Source organism: Pseudomonas sp. PsB (assembly GCF_043658375.1).
Classification (GTDB): domain Bacteria; phylum Pseudomonadota; class Gammaproteobacteria; order Pseudomonadales; family Pseudomonadaceae; genus Aquipseudomonas; species Aquipseudomonas putida_Z.
Genome location: NZ_JBIGLU010000060.1, coordinates 1 through 18,111 on the forward strand (window position 1 = coordinate 1; position 18,111 = coordinate 18,111).

9 protein-coding genes are annotated in these 18,111 nt (G+C 61.2%); 3 read left to right on the plus strand and 6 right to left on the minus strand.

Annotation, left to right across the window (positions count from 1 at the left end; genetic code table 11):
- Positions 1-208: 208 nt before the first annotated feature.
- The 4 genes from ACGLHT_RS28980 to ACGLHT_RS28995 all read right to left on the minus strand — a co-directional run bounded on the left by ACGLHT_RS28980 (position 209) and on the right by ACGLHT_RS28995 (position 5,185).
- The gene (locus tag ACGLHT_RS28980; protein WP_137162733.1) at positions 209-2,623 is read right to left on the minus strand and encodes a TonB-dependent siderophore receptor; all 2,415 of its coding nucleotides are present in this window, start codon (positions 2,621-2,623) and stop codon (positions 209-211) included.
- A 297-nt stretch (positions 2,624-2,920) separates the two neighbouring features.
- Positions 2,921-3,877 (minus strand): FecR domain-containing protein, encoded by a 957-nt coding sequence (locus tag ACGLHT_RS28985; protein ID WP_274121174.1) that lies wholly within the window; start codon positions 3,875-3,877, stop codon positions 2,921-2,923.
- Positions 3,878-3,881: 4 nt separating this feature from the next.
- Entirely contained in the window at positions 3,882-4,385 is a 504-nt protein-coding gene (locus tag ACGLHT_RS28990; protein ID WP_274121171.1) for a sigma-70 family RNA polymerase sigma factor, read from the minus strand.
- A gap of 110 nt (positions 4,386-4,495) precedes the next feature.
- Entirely contained in the window at positions 4,496-5,185 is a 690-nt protein-coding gene (locus ACGLHT_RS28995) for a GntR family transcriptional regulator (protein WP_025337254.1), read from the minus strand.
- A gap of 204 nt (positions 5,186-5,389) precedes the next feature.
- Here ACGLHT_RS28995 and lapG point away from each other — a divergent pair, with 204 nt between their 5' ends.
- Both lapG and lapD read left to right on the plus strand, forming a co-directional pair.
- Entirely contained in the window at positions 5,390-6,151 is a 762-nt protein-coding gene (gene lapG, locus ACGLHT_RS29000; RefSeq protein WP_274121175.1) for a cysteine protease LapG, read from the plus strand.
- A 10-nt stretch (positions 6,152-6,161) separates the two neighbouring features.
- Complete coding sequence (lapD, locus tag ACGLHT_RS29005) at positions 6,162-8,108, plus strand: cyclic di-GMP receptor LapD (RefSeq protein WP_137162735.1); 1,947 nt, start codon at positions 6,162-6,164, stop codon at positions 8,106-8,108.
- Positions 8,109-8,294: 186 nt separating this feature from the next.
- Here lapD and ACGLHT_RS29010 read toward each other — a convergent pair whose 3' ends face one another.
- Entirely contained in the window at positions 8,295-9,671 is a 1,377-nt protein-coding gene (locus tag ACGLHT_RS29010) for an HlyD family type I secretion periplasmic adaptor subunit (protein ID WP_038407794.1), read from the minus strand.
- Positions 9,661-11,817, minus strand: coding sequence for a type I secretion system permease/ATPase (locus ACGLHT_RS29015; RefSeq protein WP_025337258.1), 2,157 nt, complete (start codon positions 11,815-11,817; stop codon positions 9,661-9,663). The genes ACGLHT_RS29010 and ACGLHT_RS29015 overlap by 11 nt, the downstream gene beginning before the upstream one ends.
- A gap of 994 nt (positions 11,818-12,811) precedes the next feature.
- Here ACGLHT_RS29015 and ACGLHT_RS29020 point away from each other — a divergent pair.
- The coding region (locus tag ACGLHT_RS29020; protein ID WP_394520751.1) for a retention module-containing protein at positions 12,812-18,111 on the plus strand (5,300 nt) is incomplete at its 3' end.

An 18,111-nucleotide genomic window follows, 5' to 3' on the forward strand; every position in this document is an offset into this window, starting at 1 on the left:
ACTCAGCAGTGAAACGATGCATCGCCGATGGTAGTGTGGGGTTTCCCCATGTGAGAGTAGGTCATCGTCAAGATTCAAATCCAAAGCCCCTGTCTGCGATGCAGACAGGGGCTTTGTCTTTTCCGGGGGGGCGCACTTTCAGGCGAGCGCGCTTCCCGTGTAGGAGCGGCCTTGTGTCGCGATCGGACGCGCAGCGACCACCATAGAGTCAGAACTGATAGCTGACCGTGGCACTGACATTGCGCTCTTCACCCATGTAGCAGTAGTTCAGGCTTGCACACGAGGTGATGTAGCTTTCATTGGTGAGGTTATTGGCGTTCAGGCGTACATCCATCCCTTGGAGGCCGACCTTGCCCAGGTCATAGCCGATCGAGGCGTCGAACAGGGTATAGGAGGGCACCTTCATGCTGTTTTCCGCATCCACCCAGCTGTACCCCACATACCGCACCCCACCGCCCAAGCGCAGGCCATCCAGGGCCCCCTGGTGGAAGTTGTAGTCAGCCCAAAGCGAGAACATCTGTTTCGGTGCCTGGGTTGGCGAATTGCCCTTGTTATCCAGGTTGCCGGACACCAGGCTGGGCATCGACTTAGCGTACTCAATATCGGTAAAGGTATAGCCGCCCAACAGCTTCAAGCTGTCGGTCAGCTGCACATGGGCCTCCAGCTCAAGCCCTTGTGAGCGCACTTGCCCTACAGGGCGATAGAAGTCCTCGTCAGGCTGCTTCGAGGCCAGGTTCTCCTGCTCGATGCGGAACACCGATGCGGTGAACAGGTTGTCGCTACCAGGCGGCTGATACTTGATACCAGCCTCCCATTGAGTGCCCTCGGTCGGTGCCAGAGGGCGGCCTTGCTGGTCGGATACGGTATTGGGGTTGAACGACTCCGAGTAGCTGACATAGGGCGCAATACCGTTCTCGAACAGGTAGAGCACACCTGCGCGGGTAGTGAACCTGGAGCGCTGGTCACTGACCTTGGTGTTGCTGTCGCAATTCTCCTCGGACACCTTCACCCAGTCCTGGCGCAGCCCCAACGAAAAGCGCCATTGGTCCAGCTCCACCAGGTCCTGCAGGTAAACGCCCGTTTGCTGCAAGCGCCGCTGGTAGCGGTTCTCGCCCAGCACCTGAAGGTTGCCGTTGCCGTACTGCGGGTTGCCTGCATCCAGCGGATCGACTGTGCCATAACGCCAGGCCACGTCGGCCTTGCGTCGCTGGTAGTCGGTGCCCAGCAGCAAGGTGTGTTTGGCGGCCCCGGTGAAGAATTCCGCCTGCAGCATGTTGTCGATGATGTACGAATGCAGGCGTTCGTCGCCGCCGGTATAGGCGCGGTTGAGGATATTGCTGTCGGCATCCGCCCAACCGGCGGAATACACCTGGTCCATCGACACGTCGGAATCCTGATAGCGGAAGTTCTGGCGTGCCGTGAACACATCGTTGAAACGATGCTCGAACTGGTAGCTGAAGGACTGTTGGGTACGCTCGTAGTTGTCGATACCCGGCTCGCCCTCGAAGAAGTGGTCCGACAGGCGCAAGCCGTTGCGTTTGTGCAGCATGCCATCTGCGGGGTTACCGCCGTGATAGCCGCCGTTGGGGTCGTGTTGCAGGTAGGCCTGCAGGGTCAGCGAAGTGTCTTCGCTGAAGTCGATGCTGACGGCCGGCGCGATGGCGTAGCGTTCTTCCTTGTTGTGATCGAACTGCGTGTCGGAAGCATCCGCCAGGCCTGTCAGGCGATAAGCGATACGCTTGTCGTCATCCACGGGGCCGCTGAAGTCGAAACCCATGCCACGCTGGCCTTGGGTACCGATGGTGGCCTGGACTTGATGGAAGGGGGTAAACAGCGGCTTCTTGGTGGTCAGCGCCACCAGGCCTCCTGGCGAGCTACGGCCATACAGTACCGAAGACGGCCCCTTGAGAATATCGATGCGCTCCAGGAAGTACGGGTCCACCTGCATGGTGCTGTAGGTGCCGTTGTCTCCCATCGACTTGAGCCCGTCGACGTAGATGTTGTCCACCGAGCCGTCGTTGAAGCCACGCATGGCCACATAGTCATAACGATGGGTCGCCCCGTAGGGGTTGGTCAGTACCCCAGGTGTGTAGCGCATGGCTTGGGCAACGGTTTGTGAGCCTTGGTCGTCCATCTGCTGTCGGGTAACCACCGAGACCGATTGTGATGTCTCTACCAGTGGCATGCTGGTCTTGGTCGCCACTTGGCTATGGGTAGCGTTGTAACCCTCCATGCTGCCCAGTGCATTGCCGAGGGTGAAGCTACGGATATCGGTGTCTGGCAATGACAATGCAGCGCCTTGGGGTTGTGCCTGCAGCACGTAGCTCCGGCCGTCCTGGCTGACGGCTTCCAGGCCGCTGCCATTGAGCAACTGGTGCAGTGCCTGATCGGTTGGGTATTGCCCCTGCAGGCCGTTCGACTGCAAGCCTTGGGTGAGCTGGGGTGTGCTCGACAAGGTGATGCCAGCCTGGCGGGCGAACTGGTTGAGCACGTCATCCAACTGGCCGGCCGGGATCGCATAGTGGTGGCTCATCTGGGCCGTTTCAGCTGCCATGGAAAGCTGCGTGACGGCTGTAAGGCCCAAGGCGGTGCCAAACAGGGCAGCCCGGACTGCTTTGCGCAAAGGCGCTGAGTGCAAGACAGGTCGAAAATCATTCGCGTTGAAGGTGCGCGTGTGCACGGGGGCGGTAGGCATGAGGGGTCCGTTGAAGTGTGAGGGCAGGAGGTGTCGCTTACTGTCCTAGCCGGACCGGTATTCAAAACCCGTCAAAAAAGTTATTGGGGCCGCTACGCGCCCCATCGCCGGCAAGCCAGCTCCCACAGGTATTGCATAGCCCTCAGGTCTTGTGCGATCCCTGTGGGAGCTGGCTCGCCGGCGGTGGGCTGCATAGCAGCCCTGAACGCAATAGCCCCCGTCAGATCAGGCCAGCCCCTCCACGCGAACCCACCAGCGTGTACGTTGGCGAAGCCGCACGGGCAGCGTCCGTGGTAGCAGTTGCAGCAGTTGCTCCGGGTCTTCGAGGCGGAATACACCCGACAAGCGCAAATCGGCAATATCGTCGCTGCAGCCCAGATAGCCATGCCGATAACGGCTGACCTGCGAGAGGAAGTCGAACAGGCGCATGTCCCGGGTGACGATCAGGCCCTCGGTCCAGGCCATCGCATCCATGTCCACCTGCTCGACCCGGTGTGTACCCTGCGCATCCAGGCGCCAGTTCTGGCCGCTTTCGATCCATTGCAGCGGTCCATTGCCAGGCCGGTGTACAGCCACCCGGCCATGGCTGACACTGACCCGCGTGCAGTCGCTGTCCTGGCGCGCCACAAAGCGCCCTTCGAACCCTTCCAGCAACGCGTCACGAGTTTGTACAAGCAAGGGACGCTGCGGGCTGCAGGCAATCATCAATTCCCCCTGCTTCAGGCGGACCAGGCGCTGCTGGTCATTGAAGGCCAGGTCGACGGCACTGCGGGTATTGAGTTGCATCAGCGAGCCATCGGGAAGCGCAAAGCTGCGTCGTTCGCCCGTGCCGGTGGCGTAGTCCGATGTCCAGGCGTTGACCGCATCGAGGTCTTTTCCCAGCCATCCCGCTGTCCCCGCCATGGCAACGCCACCAAGCAGCTTCAACGCCTGCCGACGGTGCAGCCGGCGCTGGCTGGTCTCCAGGGTCTGCAAAGCCAGCCCGGCGCCAGGGACGGCACGCAGGTCGAGGTCCTGATGCAGGTGAATCACCCGTTGCCAGGCCTGTTCGTGTTCGTGGTGGGCAGTGCGCCATTGCCTGCACTGTTGCTGCAGGGCTGGGTCAGGCCCGCTCTCGCGCAGCCTCAGCATCCACTGGATGGCCTGCTTGACCGCGGTTGCGCCAGGCTGTGCGGCGGTCATCATGTCAGCCCTCGTCGCTGTAGCGCAGCAGGTAGCAATGGTAGAGCGCGTCGGCGATGTAGCGCTCCACGGTACGCACCGAGATCCCCATCTGGTCGGCGATGGCCTGGTGCTTCAGCCCCTCGCATTGGGCCAGCAGGAATGCGCGGCGTACTTTGGGCTTGAGGCCGTCGAGCATGCGCGCGATGCGCTCCAGCAATTCCAGCAGCAGCTCACGGGTTTCGGCCGAGGGGGCCTGTGCTTCCGGCAACTGTGCCAATGCCTCGAGATAGGCCCTGTGCAGTTCCTCGCGCCGCCAGTGGTCGATCACCAGCCCGCGCGCGACCGTCCGCAGGAAGGCCCGGGGAGTATTCAGTTGCAGGTGTTCGCGACGCTGCAACAGGCGCACGAAGGTGTCCTGGGCCAGGTCTGCGGCATCGGCGGCGTTGCCCAGCTTGCTGCGTAGCCAGGCATGCAACCAGCCGTGGTGGTCACTGTAGAGCGTTTGCACGGAATCGTTGCTGGGCATGGGTGAGGGCGCTGCCATCAATGGACATGAATGATAATTAGTCTCATTGTTGGCGGGAGCCGATCAATTTGCAACCCAGCCGACTGCACCATGCGTGCAGTCACTACCCGCTAGCGCCCCAGTTGCGTATCCAGATACTTGCGGATTACCCGCGATGCGTTATTCAGGTGCCGTTCCAGCACCGCTACCGCTTCGTCCACCAGCTTGTCGCCAGCCGCATCCGCCAGTGCGTTGTGATCGTCCTGGGTGAGCTTGCCCAGGCCCATGGACGAAAGATGAAACCGCAGGAAGCGCTCTTCCTCATTCAGTTCGTCCTCGATCAGGCGCAGAAGCTTCTTGTTCGGCGCCTTGTTGTACAACGACATGTGGAACAGGCGATTGAGGCGGCCGATTTCAGCGTGACGCGTTTCGTTTTCCAGTTGCTGGATATACCCGCGGGCGCTGGCGATGTCGCTGGCATCGAGCAGCGGAATGGACTGGCGCAGCGCCTCGGTCTCGAGCAGCACGCGCAGGGCATAGGTGTCCACCGCGTCCTCGCCGATCAACGGCGCAACCACCGCACCCTTGTGCATCTCCACTTTCAGCAGCGATTGCGCCTCGAGCTGGCGCAGGGCCTCGCGCACGGGCATGCGGCTGACACCGAACAAGGTGGCGAGCTCTTGTTGTCTTACGGCAGTACCTGGAGGCAAGCGGCCATCAAGAATGGCACTGCGCAGGCGTTCTTCGATCACGCCACGGGCCTGGTGCGGCAACAGCTGCTCGCTGGCCAGCACATTGCTCAGTTTGATTTTCTCGGCCACGCGACGTCTGCCTCAACGATGACTGAAGTTGGATCCAATGACACTAGTAACAGCTCTTGGGGGTGTCAAACCTTTACCGGTAATGGAACCGGCGCCCCAAAAGCGCGGCTATGGTGGATGAAGTCGCCAGCCAAAGGAAGCGGCCTATGGAAGGTTATAACCAGAAAGTGTAGGTCGGGTGACCGGCGGGTGCATGATTGCAGGGTGCCATTGTCTTTTGCCGTGGCAAGCCGCACCATCGCTGCTTTCGACTGGCCTGAACAGGGCTTCGCAGTGGCGATATCCTGGATGCTCAAAACTGTTGTGCAACGTGTCGGCCTTGCTGTGCTGCTTGGCAGCCTGCTGCTGGGCGGCTTGCACGCGGATTGGGACTTTTCCCAGATCAGCCGCAAGTCGCAGGCCCTTTATGGCCCTTTGGGAGCCGGGCAGGGCCGGATCGATGCCTGGCAGAACCTGATGGCCACGCAGAAGCAGGGTACGGAGCTTGAGCGATTGCAGGTGGTCAACCGCTTATTCAACCAGCAATTGCGCTATGTCGAGGATATCGACCTGTGGCATGAGGTCGATTATTGGGCCACGCCGGTGCAGGCGCTGATCAAGGGCGCAGGGGACTGCGAGGACTACGCCATCGCCAAGTATTTCAGCCTGCGGCGCATGGGCATCCCCAGCGAAAAGCTGCGCATCACCTACGTCAAGGCGCTGCGACAGAACCGGGCGCACATGGTCCTGACCTATTATTCAAGCCCACAGGCACAACCATTGGTGCTCGACAGCCTGATGGATGCCATCAAGCCGGCCAGCCAGCGTACCGACCTGCTGCCGGTGTACGCCTTCAATGGTGAGGGCTTGTGGCTGACGGGTGCCGCAGGCAACAAGAAGGTCGGCGATACCAAGCGGTTGTCACGCTGGCAGGATTTGCTGAAGAAAATGCAGGCCGAAGGGTTCCCGGCCGAGCCGGTCTACTGAAGGAGCACAGATGTCACTGTTCAAACAATTGCTGTTGGCCATTTGCCTGTTCCTGGTGGTCGCCTTCAGTGGCAGTTTCATGGTCAGCCTGGAAAGCTCGCGCAGCCAGTACGTCAACCAGTTGCGCTCGCACGCCCAGGATGCGGCGACCGCGCTGGCGCTGTCGCTGACGCCGAATATCGATGACCCGGCGATGGTCGAGCTGATGGTCAGTTCGATCTTCGACAGTGGTTACTACTCAAGCATCAAGGTTGTCGACCTGGGTTCCAATGCTGTGCTGGTGGAGCGCCACGCCGAGCCGGACCCCGGCGGTGTGCCGCGCTGGTTCGTGCACCTGATCGGCCTGGAAGCCGCCGGTGGCGATGCCATCGTCAGCCGCGGCTGGCAGCAGGCCGCACGCGTTGAAGTAATCAGCCACCCGATGTTCGCCATTGCCAAACTCTGGCAGAGCGCCCTGGGCAGCCTGGGTTGGCTGCTGCTGTGCGGCGCGGCCAGTGCGGTGCTCGGCGCCTTGCTCCTGCGTCGCCAGTTGCGGCCGCTGGACTACATGGTCGAGCAGTCCCACGCCATTGCCCGCCGCGAATTCCTCAGCCTGCCCGAGTTGCCGCGCACGCCGGAGCTGCGCCGGGTAGTACAGGCGATGAACCAGATGGTCGAGAAGCTCAAGGCACTGTTTACCGAGCAAGCCGAGCGCAGTGAGCGGCTGCGTGCCGAGTCTTATCAGGACAGCCTGACCGGACTGTCCAACCGCCGTTATTTCGAGATGCAGCTGAACACGCGGGTGAGCAATCTGGAAGAAGCGCGCGCCGGCTACCTGCTGTTGCTGCGGGTCCAGGGCCTGGCGGGGTTGAACGCCCGTCTTGGCGGCCAGCGTACCGACCAGTTGCTACAGGCCGTGGGTGAGCAGCTGCGTCGCACCTGTGCCAGCTACCCGGAAACCAACGACCTGATTTCCCGCAGCCGTGGGGGCGAGTTCGCCGTGCTGGCGCCGGGTATGGTGCATGAAGAGGCGGTACAGCTTGCCCAGGCCCTGGAAGCGACGCTGCACAGCCTGCACGAAACGGGCGCCAGTGATATCGACCCGGTGGCTTGTATCGGCCTGGCGCCGTTCAGCCCCGGTGATTCACCGCAGGCATTGCTGAAGCTTGCCGACGAGGCCCTGGCCCGCGCCGAGAACCAGCCAACACCGGGTTGGGTATGCCTTGAACAAGGCGTGGCTGCAGTTGCCGCGGATAGCCAGCATGTCTGGCACGAGCGGCTGGACCAGGCGTTCGACAATGGGCATTTCGAACTGTTCTTCCAGCCAGTGGTGGATTGCGCTTCTGGGCAACGGGTACTGCACCACAAAGTGATTTCGCGCTTGCAGGATGGCCAGGGCGAGGCGCTGCCGGCCGGCCGTTTCCTGCCCTGGCTGGAGCGCTTCGGCTGGATGCCGCGGCTTGATGTGCTGGTGTTGGAGAAGGTGCTGGCGCACCTTCGAGGGCATGACCAGGTGTTGGCACTGAACCTGTCCGCCGCCACCCTGGCCGACCCCAAGGCCCTTCAGCGTGTTTTCGAGCTTCTGGGCCAGAACACGGCGCTCGGCCCGCGGCTGGTTTTCGAAATTGGCGAGGAGCAGTTACCTGAGCAGGCGGCCCTGGAGCAACTCACCCGGCGCCTGCACGCGCTTGGCTTCGGCCTGGCGCTGCAACGCTTTGGTGGGCGTTTCAGCATGATTGGCAACCTGGCGCACCTGGGCCTGGCGTACCTGAAGATCGATGGCAGCTACATCCGCAACATTGATCAAGAGCAGCACAAGCGGCTGTTCATAGAAGCGGTCCAGCGCGCCGCACACAGCATCGACCTGCCGCTGATTGCCGAGCGGGTCGAGACGGAAGGCGAGCGGTTGGTGTTGCGGGAGATGGGTGTAGGCGGGATTCAGGGGCAGTTGGTTGGTGAGCCTGCCCCCTGGCGCTGACCGGTTTTCGTGTTAGCCGGTTGATCAGCTTTCCGGAGCCTGACGCTGTACATGTGGGAGCGGCCTTGCGTCGCGAAAGGGCTGCGCAGCAGCCCCCGGTGATTGCAGTGCTACTGCCTGGGGCCGCGTTGCGGCCCTTTCGCGACACAAGGCCGCTCCCACAGTGTGGGTCGCGGCGTGTGCTTTTCAACGCTCGCGCAACGCTTCCGAACGCGCCTTCATGATCGGCTTAAGCAGGTAGCTCATGATTGTCTTCTTGCCGGTCATGATATCGACCGTCGCCACCATCCCCGGAATGATCAGCAGCGGCTTCTCGTCAGTGCCCAGGTGGCTGCGGTCGGTGCGCAGCTTGATCAGGTAGTAGGTGGTCTTCTTGTCTTCATCGGTGATGGTGTCGGCACCGATCTGCTCCAGCTTGGCCTTCAGCCCACCGTAGATGGTGTAGTCATAGGCCGTGAACTTGACCGTCGCCTCCTGCCCAGGGTGCAGGAAGGCGATGTCCTTGGGTAGGATCTTCGCCTCGATGACCAGTGAGTCGTCCAGCGGCACGATTTCTATGATGTCGCTGCCCGGCTGGATCACCCCGCCAATGGTATTTACCAGCAGCTGCTTGACGATACCGCGTACCGGCGAAGTAACCATGGTGCGGTGCACGCGATCATCCAGCGCCTTGCTGGTCGCCGTGGCCTTGTTCAGCTCGGTGCGCGCTTCGTTCAATTGGGTCAGCGCTTCGCTGCGGAATTTGCCACGGGTCTCTTCGATCTTGCTTTGCACCTCGCGAATGGCCGCCTCGGCACGCGGGATGGCCAGCGCCGTGGAGTCCAGCTGACCGCGGTTCTCCACTTCGGCGCGGCGCAGGCGCAGCACCTCAACCTGGGAGATCGCACCGGTGGCCACCAGGGGCTCGGACATGCTGATCTCCTTGCGCAACAACTGCAGGCTGTTGGCGTACTGGGCACGTTTCGAGCTGTATTCGCGCAGTTCCTGCTGGCGCTGTACCAGCTGCTGTTGCAGGCCACCAATCTCGTCCTGCAGTTGCTGGCGCCGGCTCTGGTACAACGACTCTTCACTGGCCGCCTGGCTTGGCGCGGCCTTGCGCAGCGCTTCGTCGATCTTCAGCGGGCTGTCCTCGACCTCGGCACTCAGGCGCTCGACGCGCAAGGCCATGGCCAGGCGGTCGGCCTCGGTTTCACCCACGTTGGAGGCGAAGCGGGTTTCATCCAGGCGCAGCAATGGCTGGCCCACTTCGACGATCTGCCCTTCCTTGGCGAAGATCTCGGCGACGATGCCGCCCTCCAGGTTCTGGATCTTCTGCACCTTGGACGACGGAATGGCCTTGCCTTCACCCCGCGTAACTTCGTCGATGGGCGCGACGCTGGCCCACACGATCAGGAACACGAAGAACAGGATCACGCCCCAGATGGTCAGCCGCACGACCCGCGGCGCATCTTCGATCAGGGCCTTGTTGACCTCTGGCAGCGGCTGGCCGCCCAGTGAATCGGAACCCTTGAAATAGCGCCGCAGGCCGTCCTTGAATTGCCCCACATCCAGCTTATGCAACACTGATCTGCCCCTTCTTCAGTGCATCCATGACCGCGGCTTTCGGGCCGTCGGCGACAATCTGCCCGCGATCGATCACGATCAGCCGGTCCACTAGCGACAGCAGCGAGGCACGGTGTGTGACCAGCAGCATCGTCTTGCCTTCCACCACCGCCTGCAGGCGCTGCTTGAGGCGTTCTTCGCCGGTGTTGTCCATGGCGCTGGTCGGTTCGTCCAGCAGCAGGATCTGCGGGTTGAGCAACAGCGCGCGGCCCAGGGCGACGTTCTGTCGCTGGCCACCGGACAGGTTCTGCCCGCGTTCACCCACCTGCAACTCGTAGCCGTCCGGGTGCAACCGGGCGAACTCATGCACACCTGCCAGTTCGGCAGCTTGCAGAATCAACTCATCCTCGATGTAGCGAGCCCCGCTGACCAGGTTATCGCGCAGGGTACCGGCCAGCAGCTGGATGTCCTGGGGCACGTAGCCGATGTTGTGGCGCAGTTCGCTGACGTCGATCTGGCGAATGTCCACGCCATCGACCAGCAGCGAGCCGCTATCGGCCTCGTACAGGCCGACGATGAGCTTGGCCAGCGAGCTCTTGCCCGAGCCACTGCGGCCGATAATGCCCACCTTCTCGCCGGGGCGGATGGTGAGGTTGATGTTCTTCAAGGCCTGATTCTGTTGGTTCGGGTAGGTGAAATCGACCCCCCGGAACTCGACGCTGCCCTGCAGCACCTTGCGGCTCAGCGGGCGTTCTTCGAAGTTGCGTTCTTGCGGCAGTTCCATCATGTGGTCGGTGGAGACCATGGTCACCTTGGCTTGCTGGTAGCGGGCGAGCAGGCCGTTGAGCTGGCCCAGCGGGCCGAGGGCACGGCCGCTGAGCATGTAGCAGGCCACCAGGCCGCCCATGCTCAGGTTGCCGTCGATGATCAGGTACACGCCGACGCAGATCATCGCCACGCCTGCCAGTTGCTGGATCAGCAGGGTGATGTTCATCGCCAGGCTCGACAGCACCTTCACCCGCAGTTCCAGGCGGCTGAGGGTACCCAGGGTTTGCTCCCACATGTACTGGCGTTCGCTTTCGGCGTTGTTGACCTTTACCGCATCCAGGCCGGCAAGGGTCTCGATCAGGCTGGACTGGCGCTCCGAGGCCAGGGCCATGGTCCGTTCCATGGTCGCCATCAGTGGCCGTTGCAGGGCGTAACCGATGCCCAGGGCCAGCGGGAAGGCGATGATCGGGATCCACACCAGGTGCCCGCCAATGATGGCGATGACGATCAGGATCAGAACGGTGAACGGCAGGTCGATCAGGCTGGTCAGGGTCAGCGAGGCGAGGAAGTCACGCAGGCCCTGGAACTCGTGAATGTTCTGGGCAAAGCTGCCGACCCTGGCCGGGCGGTACTTCATCGACATGCCGACGATACGTTCGAACAGCGTTGCCGAAATGATCAGGTCGGTCTTCTTGCCAGCCAGGTCCAGGCACAAGCCGCGCAGGCCCTTGAGGATCAGGTCGAAGATGTAGGCACCGGCGATGCCGATGGCCAACACCCAGAGGGTCGAGGTGGCCTGGTTGGGCACCACCCGGTCATATACGTTCATCACGAACAGTGGCGCGGCCAGGGCGATCAGGTTGATCACCAGGCTGGCGGCGATGGCGTCGATATATAGCCACTTGCTGCGCAGCAAGGTATCGCGGAACCACGACTTCGCCCGCGGGATGAGGTTGCCGTGGTTGACGTCGAACTTGTGCTGCGGCTGGGCGAAGAATACCCGGCCACTGTAATCGCTTTGCAGGGCTTCGCGGCTGACATGCACCTCGCCGCCATCGCTCTCGCTGAGCAGCAGGCGCGCGGTGTCTTCGTTTTCCCAGCCCAGCAGCACGGCGCTGCGGCCTTCCTTGAGCAGCAACATGGCTGGCATTGCGATGCTCGGGATCTGCTCCAGCTTACGCTGCAGCAGTCGCCCCTGCAGGCCGGCCCTGGCAGCAGCGCGGGGCAGCAGCTCGGGGCTCAGGCGCTGGGCCGGCAGCGGCAGGCCGGTGGTCAGCATGACCCGGCTGGCGGGTTTCTGGTGCAGAACACACAGGCTCAACAGACTATCCAGCAGGGGATCGTCATGCTGACTGCGTGGATCGTGGCTGAGTTGGACTCGACTGACTTCGGATTCCACGCGGCTCTTCATCCTTGTGGTGGGTGGGGTGGGTGTGCCGCCGTTCAGGCTGGCTCACCCTGGTGTTCAATGGCGCTGCCAGGCAGTGGTCATGAGGCTACGGCACCCTGGCGCTTGGGCAACCGGCCAATGGTCGCCTTGAATCGGTATTGAGTAAACAATTCTACGGTCTTCATTCCGGGCAGACGATGCTGAGTGGTGGATGTTTCATTTTTGACCCAGTCAGCATCCAGCCCGAATTAATTTGCAGCATAGCCTGCCATCCGTCTGGCGACAGAGGAGTTGTCGGTATCGACTTGTAGCTTGTCAATAAACAGGCGCTTATTTGTTGACGTCAATCGGTAACTGATTAGGCAAAATTTATTATTGGAAAGCAGGTCGCTGACAGGCTTTGGCTCGACAATCGACTACGTTTTCTCATTTTCGGGCTGGCAGTATTTGCGCAATGGTTCGCTATCTCTTTGATCTACGGCAAATCGGGTGCCTGATTGTGCAGCAGTGCGGGCTGCTGGCGCCGTGAGCTATCGTATGGCCGCGCTTTTGCCTGGCTTCCCGATCAAAGTCTGGCTGCCTTCAGGCAAGGTTTGTGCTTGTAACCAAGCAATGATCCGAGCGAGCGAAAAGTGACTTGGTTATTGACGCTTGAATCTTTGACAGCTGCCGATGAGCGGTTGTCCTGTCGTATTCTTTGCGGTTACCTAGGCACGAGGAAAGCTGCTGAAAGTACTCACTGAAGACGCTTTGGATGATGTACGACACTTATCCTCAAGAAACGCATGGTTAAGATTCGAATATCAATGTGACATTACATTGCTGATTGTTTAGGATGGCAATGTATAAGGTCAATAGTTTGGCATTTGGTTAATTCCAAAAAGTTATAGACAGAATATTGACGCCAATAAGCGTCTAGAGATCATCGACATAGTTCCGCCTGAAGTGGTCTGCAAGTGCCGCTCTGGCAGGGAAGTACCCATCGGGTCACACGGAGAGTCCAATGAGCAGCGTTGTAGCCATCGTCAAAAGTATTGTCGGCCAGGTTATTGCGGTATCCCCAGAGGGCATTCGGCGTGTTCTGATTGAAGGGGACCGCCTGCTGGCCGGTGAGGAAGTGCTCACCGGCCCGGGTGGTGCAGTTACTTTGGAGCTGGCCGATGGCCGTCTGCTCGACCTGGGTCGTGATAGCCAGTGGAGCGCCGATGCGCCAGACAGCAGCACCGACCTGAGCCAGGCGACCGCACAGGCCGCGCCGTCGGTGGAGGAGCTGCAACAGGCGATCGCTGCCGGTGTCGACCCGACTACCGAGCTTGAAGCGACTGCGGCTGGCCCATCATCGGCGGGCGGTGGTGGTGCACTGGGCGGTGGCCACAGCTTTGTCATGCTCGAAGAAACCGCGGGCCGGGTCGACCCTACCGTCGGCTTCCCGACTGACGGGCTGGGCTTTGCTGCCGTGCTCGATGGCGAAGAGGTTGGCGTGCTGGATACCACCAGCAACAACCAGGTAACTACGCCGACGACGGATACCAGCGTTGCTACCGACCTGGTTCTTGGCGCTACCCCGTCCATCAGCGAAGCGGGTGGTGTAATCGTTTATACCGCTACGGTTGGCCAGGCACCGAGCACCAACCTGGTGGTCACCCTTTCCAACGGGGCCGTAATCGTCATTCCGGCCGGGCAGACCTCGGGCAGCGTCAACGTCGTGGTTCCGGCAAACGATACCCCGTATGTCGACGGGGACCAGATTTCGGCGACCGTAACGGGCACCACCGGGGGCGGTGGGCTGACGGTGACCGTGCCGCAAACACCTGCGGTTACCCAGGTTACCGATACCATCGACACTACCACCGCGACCCTGACCGCTTCGCCAAGCGTGACTGAAGGCGGCGTCATCACCTACACCGTGACCCTGAGCAACCCGGCGCAGACCCCGGTGACAGTAACCCTGTCCAACGGCCAGACCATTACCATCGAAGCTGGCAAGACCCAGGGCAGCGTTGACTTCCAGACCCCGGCCAACGACGTCTACAACAACGGCTCGACCGTCAGCGTCACCATCGAGGGCGCCACAGGCGGCAACTTTGAGCAGTTGGTGCCGAATCCGACTCCGGCTCAGACCACGATCAACGACTCGGTCGACAACACCACCGCGACCCTGACGGCGAGCCCGTCGGTGACCGAAGGTGGCGTCATCACCTACACCGTGACCCTGAGCAATCCGGCTCAAACCCCGGTGACCGTGACCCTGTCCAACGGCCAGACCATCACCGTCGAAGCCGGTAAAACCCAGGGCAGCGTTGACTTCCAGACCCCGGCCAACGACGTCTACAACAACGGTTCGACCGTCAGCGTCACCATCGAGGGTGCCACGGGTGGCAACTTCGAGCAGTTGGTGCCGAACCCGACCCCGGCTCAGACCACCATCAACGACTCGGTCGACACCACCACCGCGACCCTGACGGCAAACCCGTCGGTGACCGAAGGCGGCGTCATCACCTACACCGTGACCCTGAGCAACCCGGCTCAAACCCCGGTGACCGTAACCCTGTCCAATGGCCAGACAATTACCGTCGAAGCCGGTAAAACCCAGGGCAGTGTTGACTTCCAGACCCCGGCCAACGACGTTTACAACAACGGCTCGACCGTCAGCGTAACCATCGAAAGCGCCACAGGCGGCAACTTCGAGCAGCTGACCCCGAACCCGACACCAGCTTCGACTGTGATCAGTGACAGTATCGATACTGTCACCGTAAGCATCGTCAGCAATGGCAATGTGACCGAAGACCAGCAGCCTTCCTTCACCGTGAAAGTAAGCCAGGCACTGGACCGTCCTCTGACTGTCACTTTGTCCAACGGCGACACCGTGACCATCGAAGCTGGCAAGACCGAAGTCGAGTACAAGACCTCGGCCCAGGGTGATGACGTAATCAAGGACGCTGGCTCTGTCACCCTCAGCGTCACAGACGCTACCGTATCGGGTGCCACTTTCGAGAAGCTGGACCTTGGTGGGCCGGCGACCGTTGAAATCTCGGACACCATCAGTGAAGTCGTCGCTACTCTGACCGTCGACAAGGCCTCCGTAACCGAGGGTGGCCAGGTGACCTACACCGTCACCCTGACCAACACACAGGGCCTGCCGGTTACTCAACACGGCGTATTGACCTTCACTCTGAGTGATGGGACGAAAGTCACCATCCCGGCCAACAACGCGTCGGGTACCGCGACCATCACGGTCGCCGATGACGTTTATGTCGGTGGTCAGGCGGCTATCGCGAACAAGCTGGAATCCGTATCGGGTGCGGACAGCTTCGAGAAGCTCACGCTCAGCGGTGATACCGTCACCACCTCCGTAACCGACGAGCCAGGCTCCGGCATTCCGGGTACTGGTAACCAGGGCGATCTGGTACAGGTCACCATCACCGCCGACCAGCCCTCGGTGGCTGAGAACCTCAAGCCGACCTTCACCGTACGCATCAATGCCCCGCTGGAACACGACCTGGTCGTGACCCTGAGCAACAATGCCCAGGTCACCATCAAGGCTGGCGATACCAGCGCGCCGTATACTCACGACGCGCAGGGCGATGATGTCTATAACGACGCCGGCCAGATCAGTCTGGGCGTCGAGTCGGCGGCAGATGTCGACGGGCGAGTCTTCGAGAACCTGCAGCTGGGCGGTCCCGCTTCGGTCGAGGTGACCGATACCATCAGCGAAGTGGTGGCCAAGCTGACGGCTACCGAGTCCGTCACCGAAGGTGGCGAGATCACCTACACCGTCACGCTGACCAGCAAAGACGGCTTGCCGCTCAACAACCACTCGACGCTGTACTTCACCCTCAGTGATGGCAAGACCGTTGTTGTGGTACCGGCCAACAGCACCACCGGTTCGATCACCGTGACCGCGCCGGACAACGTATACGTGGGCGCCAATGCGCCAGTGGTCAACGCGATCGACTCGGTCAGCGGTGCAGACGCGTGGAAGTTCGAAAAGCTGACCTTGGACAAGACCGAAGTCAGTACCACGGTGACTGACGAGCCCGGAACCCCAGGCCCTGGCGGCGATATCGTCAAGGTCACCATCGAGGCCAATCAGGAGTCGGTCTTCGAGAACCAGAACCCGACCTTCACCGTGAAGATCAACACCGTTCTGGCGCACGATCTGGTCGTGACCCTGAGCAACAATGCCCAGGTCACTATCAAGGCGGGCGAAACCAGCGTGCAGTACACCCACGCCGAGCAGGGTGAAGACGTTTATCAGGACGCTGGCGAAATCAGCGTGGGCCTCAAGTCGGCGGCCGATACCGCAGGCAGCAGCTTCGAAAACCTGCAATTGGGCGGCGATGCGTCGGTGAAAGTAACCGACACCATCAACGAAGTGGTGGCCAAGCTGACGGCCACCGAGTCCGTCACCGAAGGTGGCGAGATTACCTACACCGTCACGCTGACCAGCAAAGACGGCCTGCCGATCAATAGCCACTCGACGCTGTATTTCACCCTCAGCGACGGCAAGACCGTTGTTGTAGTGCCGGCCAACAGCACCACCGGCTCGATCACCGTGACCGCGCCGAATGACATCTATGTAGGCGCTCAGCCTGTCGTCAATGCCATCGACTCGGTCAGCGGTGCAGACGCGTGGAAGTTTGAAAAGCTGACCCTGGACAAGACAGAGATCAGCACCACCGTCACAGACGGACCAGACTCTGAGGACACCACCTTCCTGACCCTGTCTGCTACGCCGACAGTGGCCGAAGGCGGCAAGATCACCTACACCGCCACCCTGACCAACAAGGCCGGTACTGACCTGGTGATCAAACTGAGCAACGGCGAGAGCATCACCATTGCCGCGGGCTCGAAGGAAGCCTCGATCACCATCGATGCACCAAGCGATGACGTGTACCTCGATGCCGAAAACCTGAGCGTGACTGTCACCGGCACCACCGGTGGCGACTTCGAGAAGCTGGACGTCAGCAGCACTGCGGCTGTGACCAAGGTCACCGACACCATCGACACCACTACCGTCACCCTGACCGCCACGCAAAGCGTGGTCGAGGGCGGCGTGGTGACCTACACCGCGTCGGTCAACCACAAAGTCACCGGTTCCGATCTGGTGGTGAAACTGGCCAACGGCCAGACCATTACCATTCCGGTGGGCGAGTCGTCGGCTTCGGTACCGTTCACCGCCCCGAACAACGTCCACAACACCAACCTGGACCTGACCAACAAGATCACCAATATCTCGGGTGGCAACTACGAGAAGACCGTGGCCGTTGGCGAGCCGGTGACCACCGTCACCGACAATCCGGCCACTCCGGATGTCACCACGCTCACCCTGACCGCGACGGACACCGTGGCCGAAGGCGGCAAGATCACCTACACCGCTACCTTGACCAACAAGGCCGGTACCGACCTGGTGATCAAGCTGAGCAACGGTGAGACGATCACCATCGCCGCCGGTTCGAAAGAAGCCTCAATCACTATCGACGCCCCAAGCGACGACGTCTACGTCGATGCCGAAAACCTGAGCGTGACCGTTACCGGCACCACCGGTGGTGACTTCGAGAAGCTGGACGTCAGCAGCACTGCGGCTGTGACCAAGGTCACTGACACCATCGACACCACTACCGTCACCCTGACCGCCACGCAAAGCGTGGTCGAGGGCGGCGTAGTGACCTACACCGCGTCGGTTAACCACAAGGTCACCGGTTCCGATCTGGTAGTGAAACTGGCCAACGGCCAGACCATTACCATTCCGGTGGGCGAGTCGTCGGCTTCGGTACCGTTCACCGCGCCGAACAACGTCCATAACACCAACCTGGACCTGACCAACAAGATCACCGACATCTCGGGCGGCAATTACGAGAAGACCGTGGCCGTTGGCGAGCCGGTGACCACCGTCACCGACAACCCGGCGACTCCGGACATCACCACGCTCACCCTGTCTGCGACGGATACCGTGGCCGAAGGCGGCAAGATCACCTATACCGCCACCCTGACCAACAAGGCCGGCACTGACCTGGTGATCAAGCTGAGCAACGGTGAAAGCATCACCATCGCTGCGGGCTCGAAAGAAGCCTCGATCACCATCGATGCGCCGAGCGACGATGTGTATGTCGATGCCGAAGACCTGAGTGTAACCGTCACCGGAACCACCGGTGGCGACTTCGAGAAACTCGACGTCAGCAGCACCGCGGCTGTGACCAAGGTGACCGATACCATCGACACCACTACGGTGACCCTGACCGCCACGCAAAGTGTGGTCGAGGGCGGCGTGGTGACCTACACCGCATCGGTCAACCACAAAGT

Bases quoted from the DNA above. Each gene is read 5' to 3' on its own strand.
- ACGLHT_RS28985 (WP_274121174.1), bottom strand. From the start codon at position 3,877: ATGACCGCCGCACAGCCTGGCGCAACCGCGGTCAAGCAGGCCATCCAG.
- ACGLHT_RS28990 (WP_274121171.1), bottom strand. From the start codon at position 4,385: ATGCCCAGCAACGATTCCGTGCAAACGCTCTACAGTGACCACCACGGC.
- lapD (WP_137162735.1), top strand. From the start codon at position 6,162: ATGTCACTGTTCAAACAATTGCTGTTGGCCATTTGCCTGTTCCTGGTG.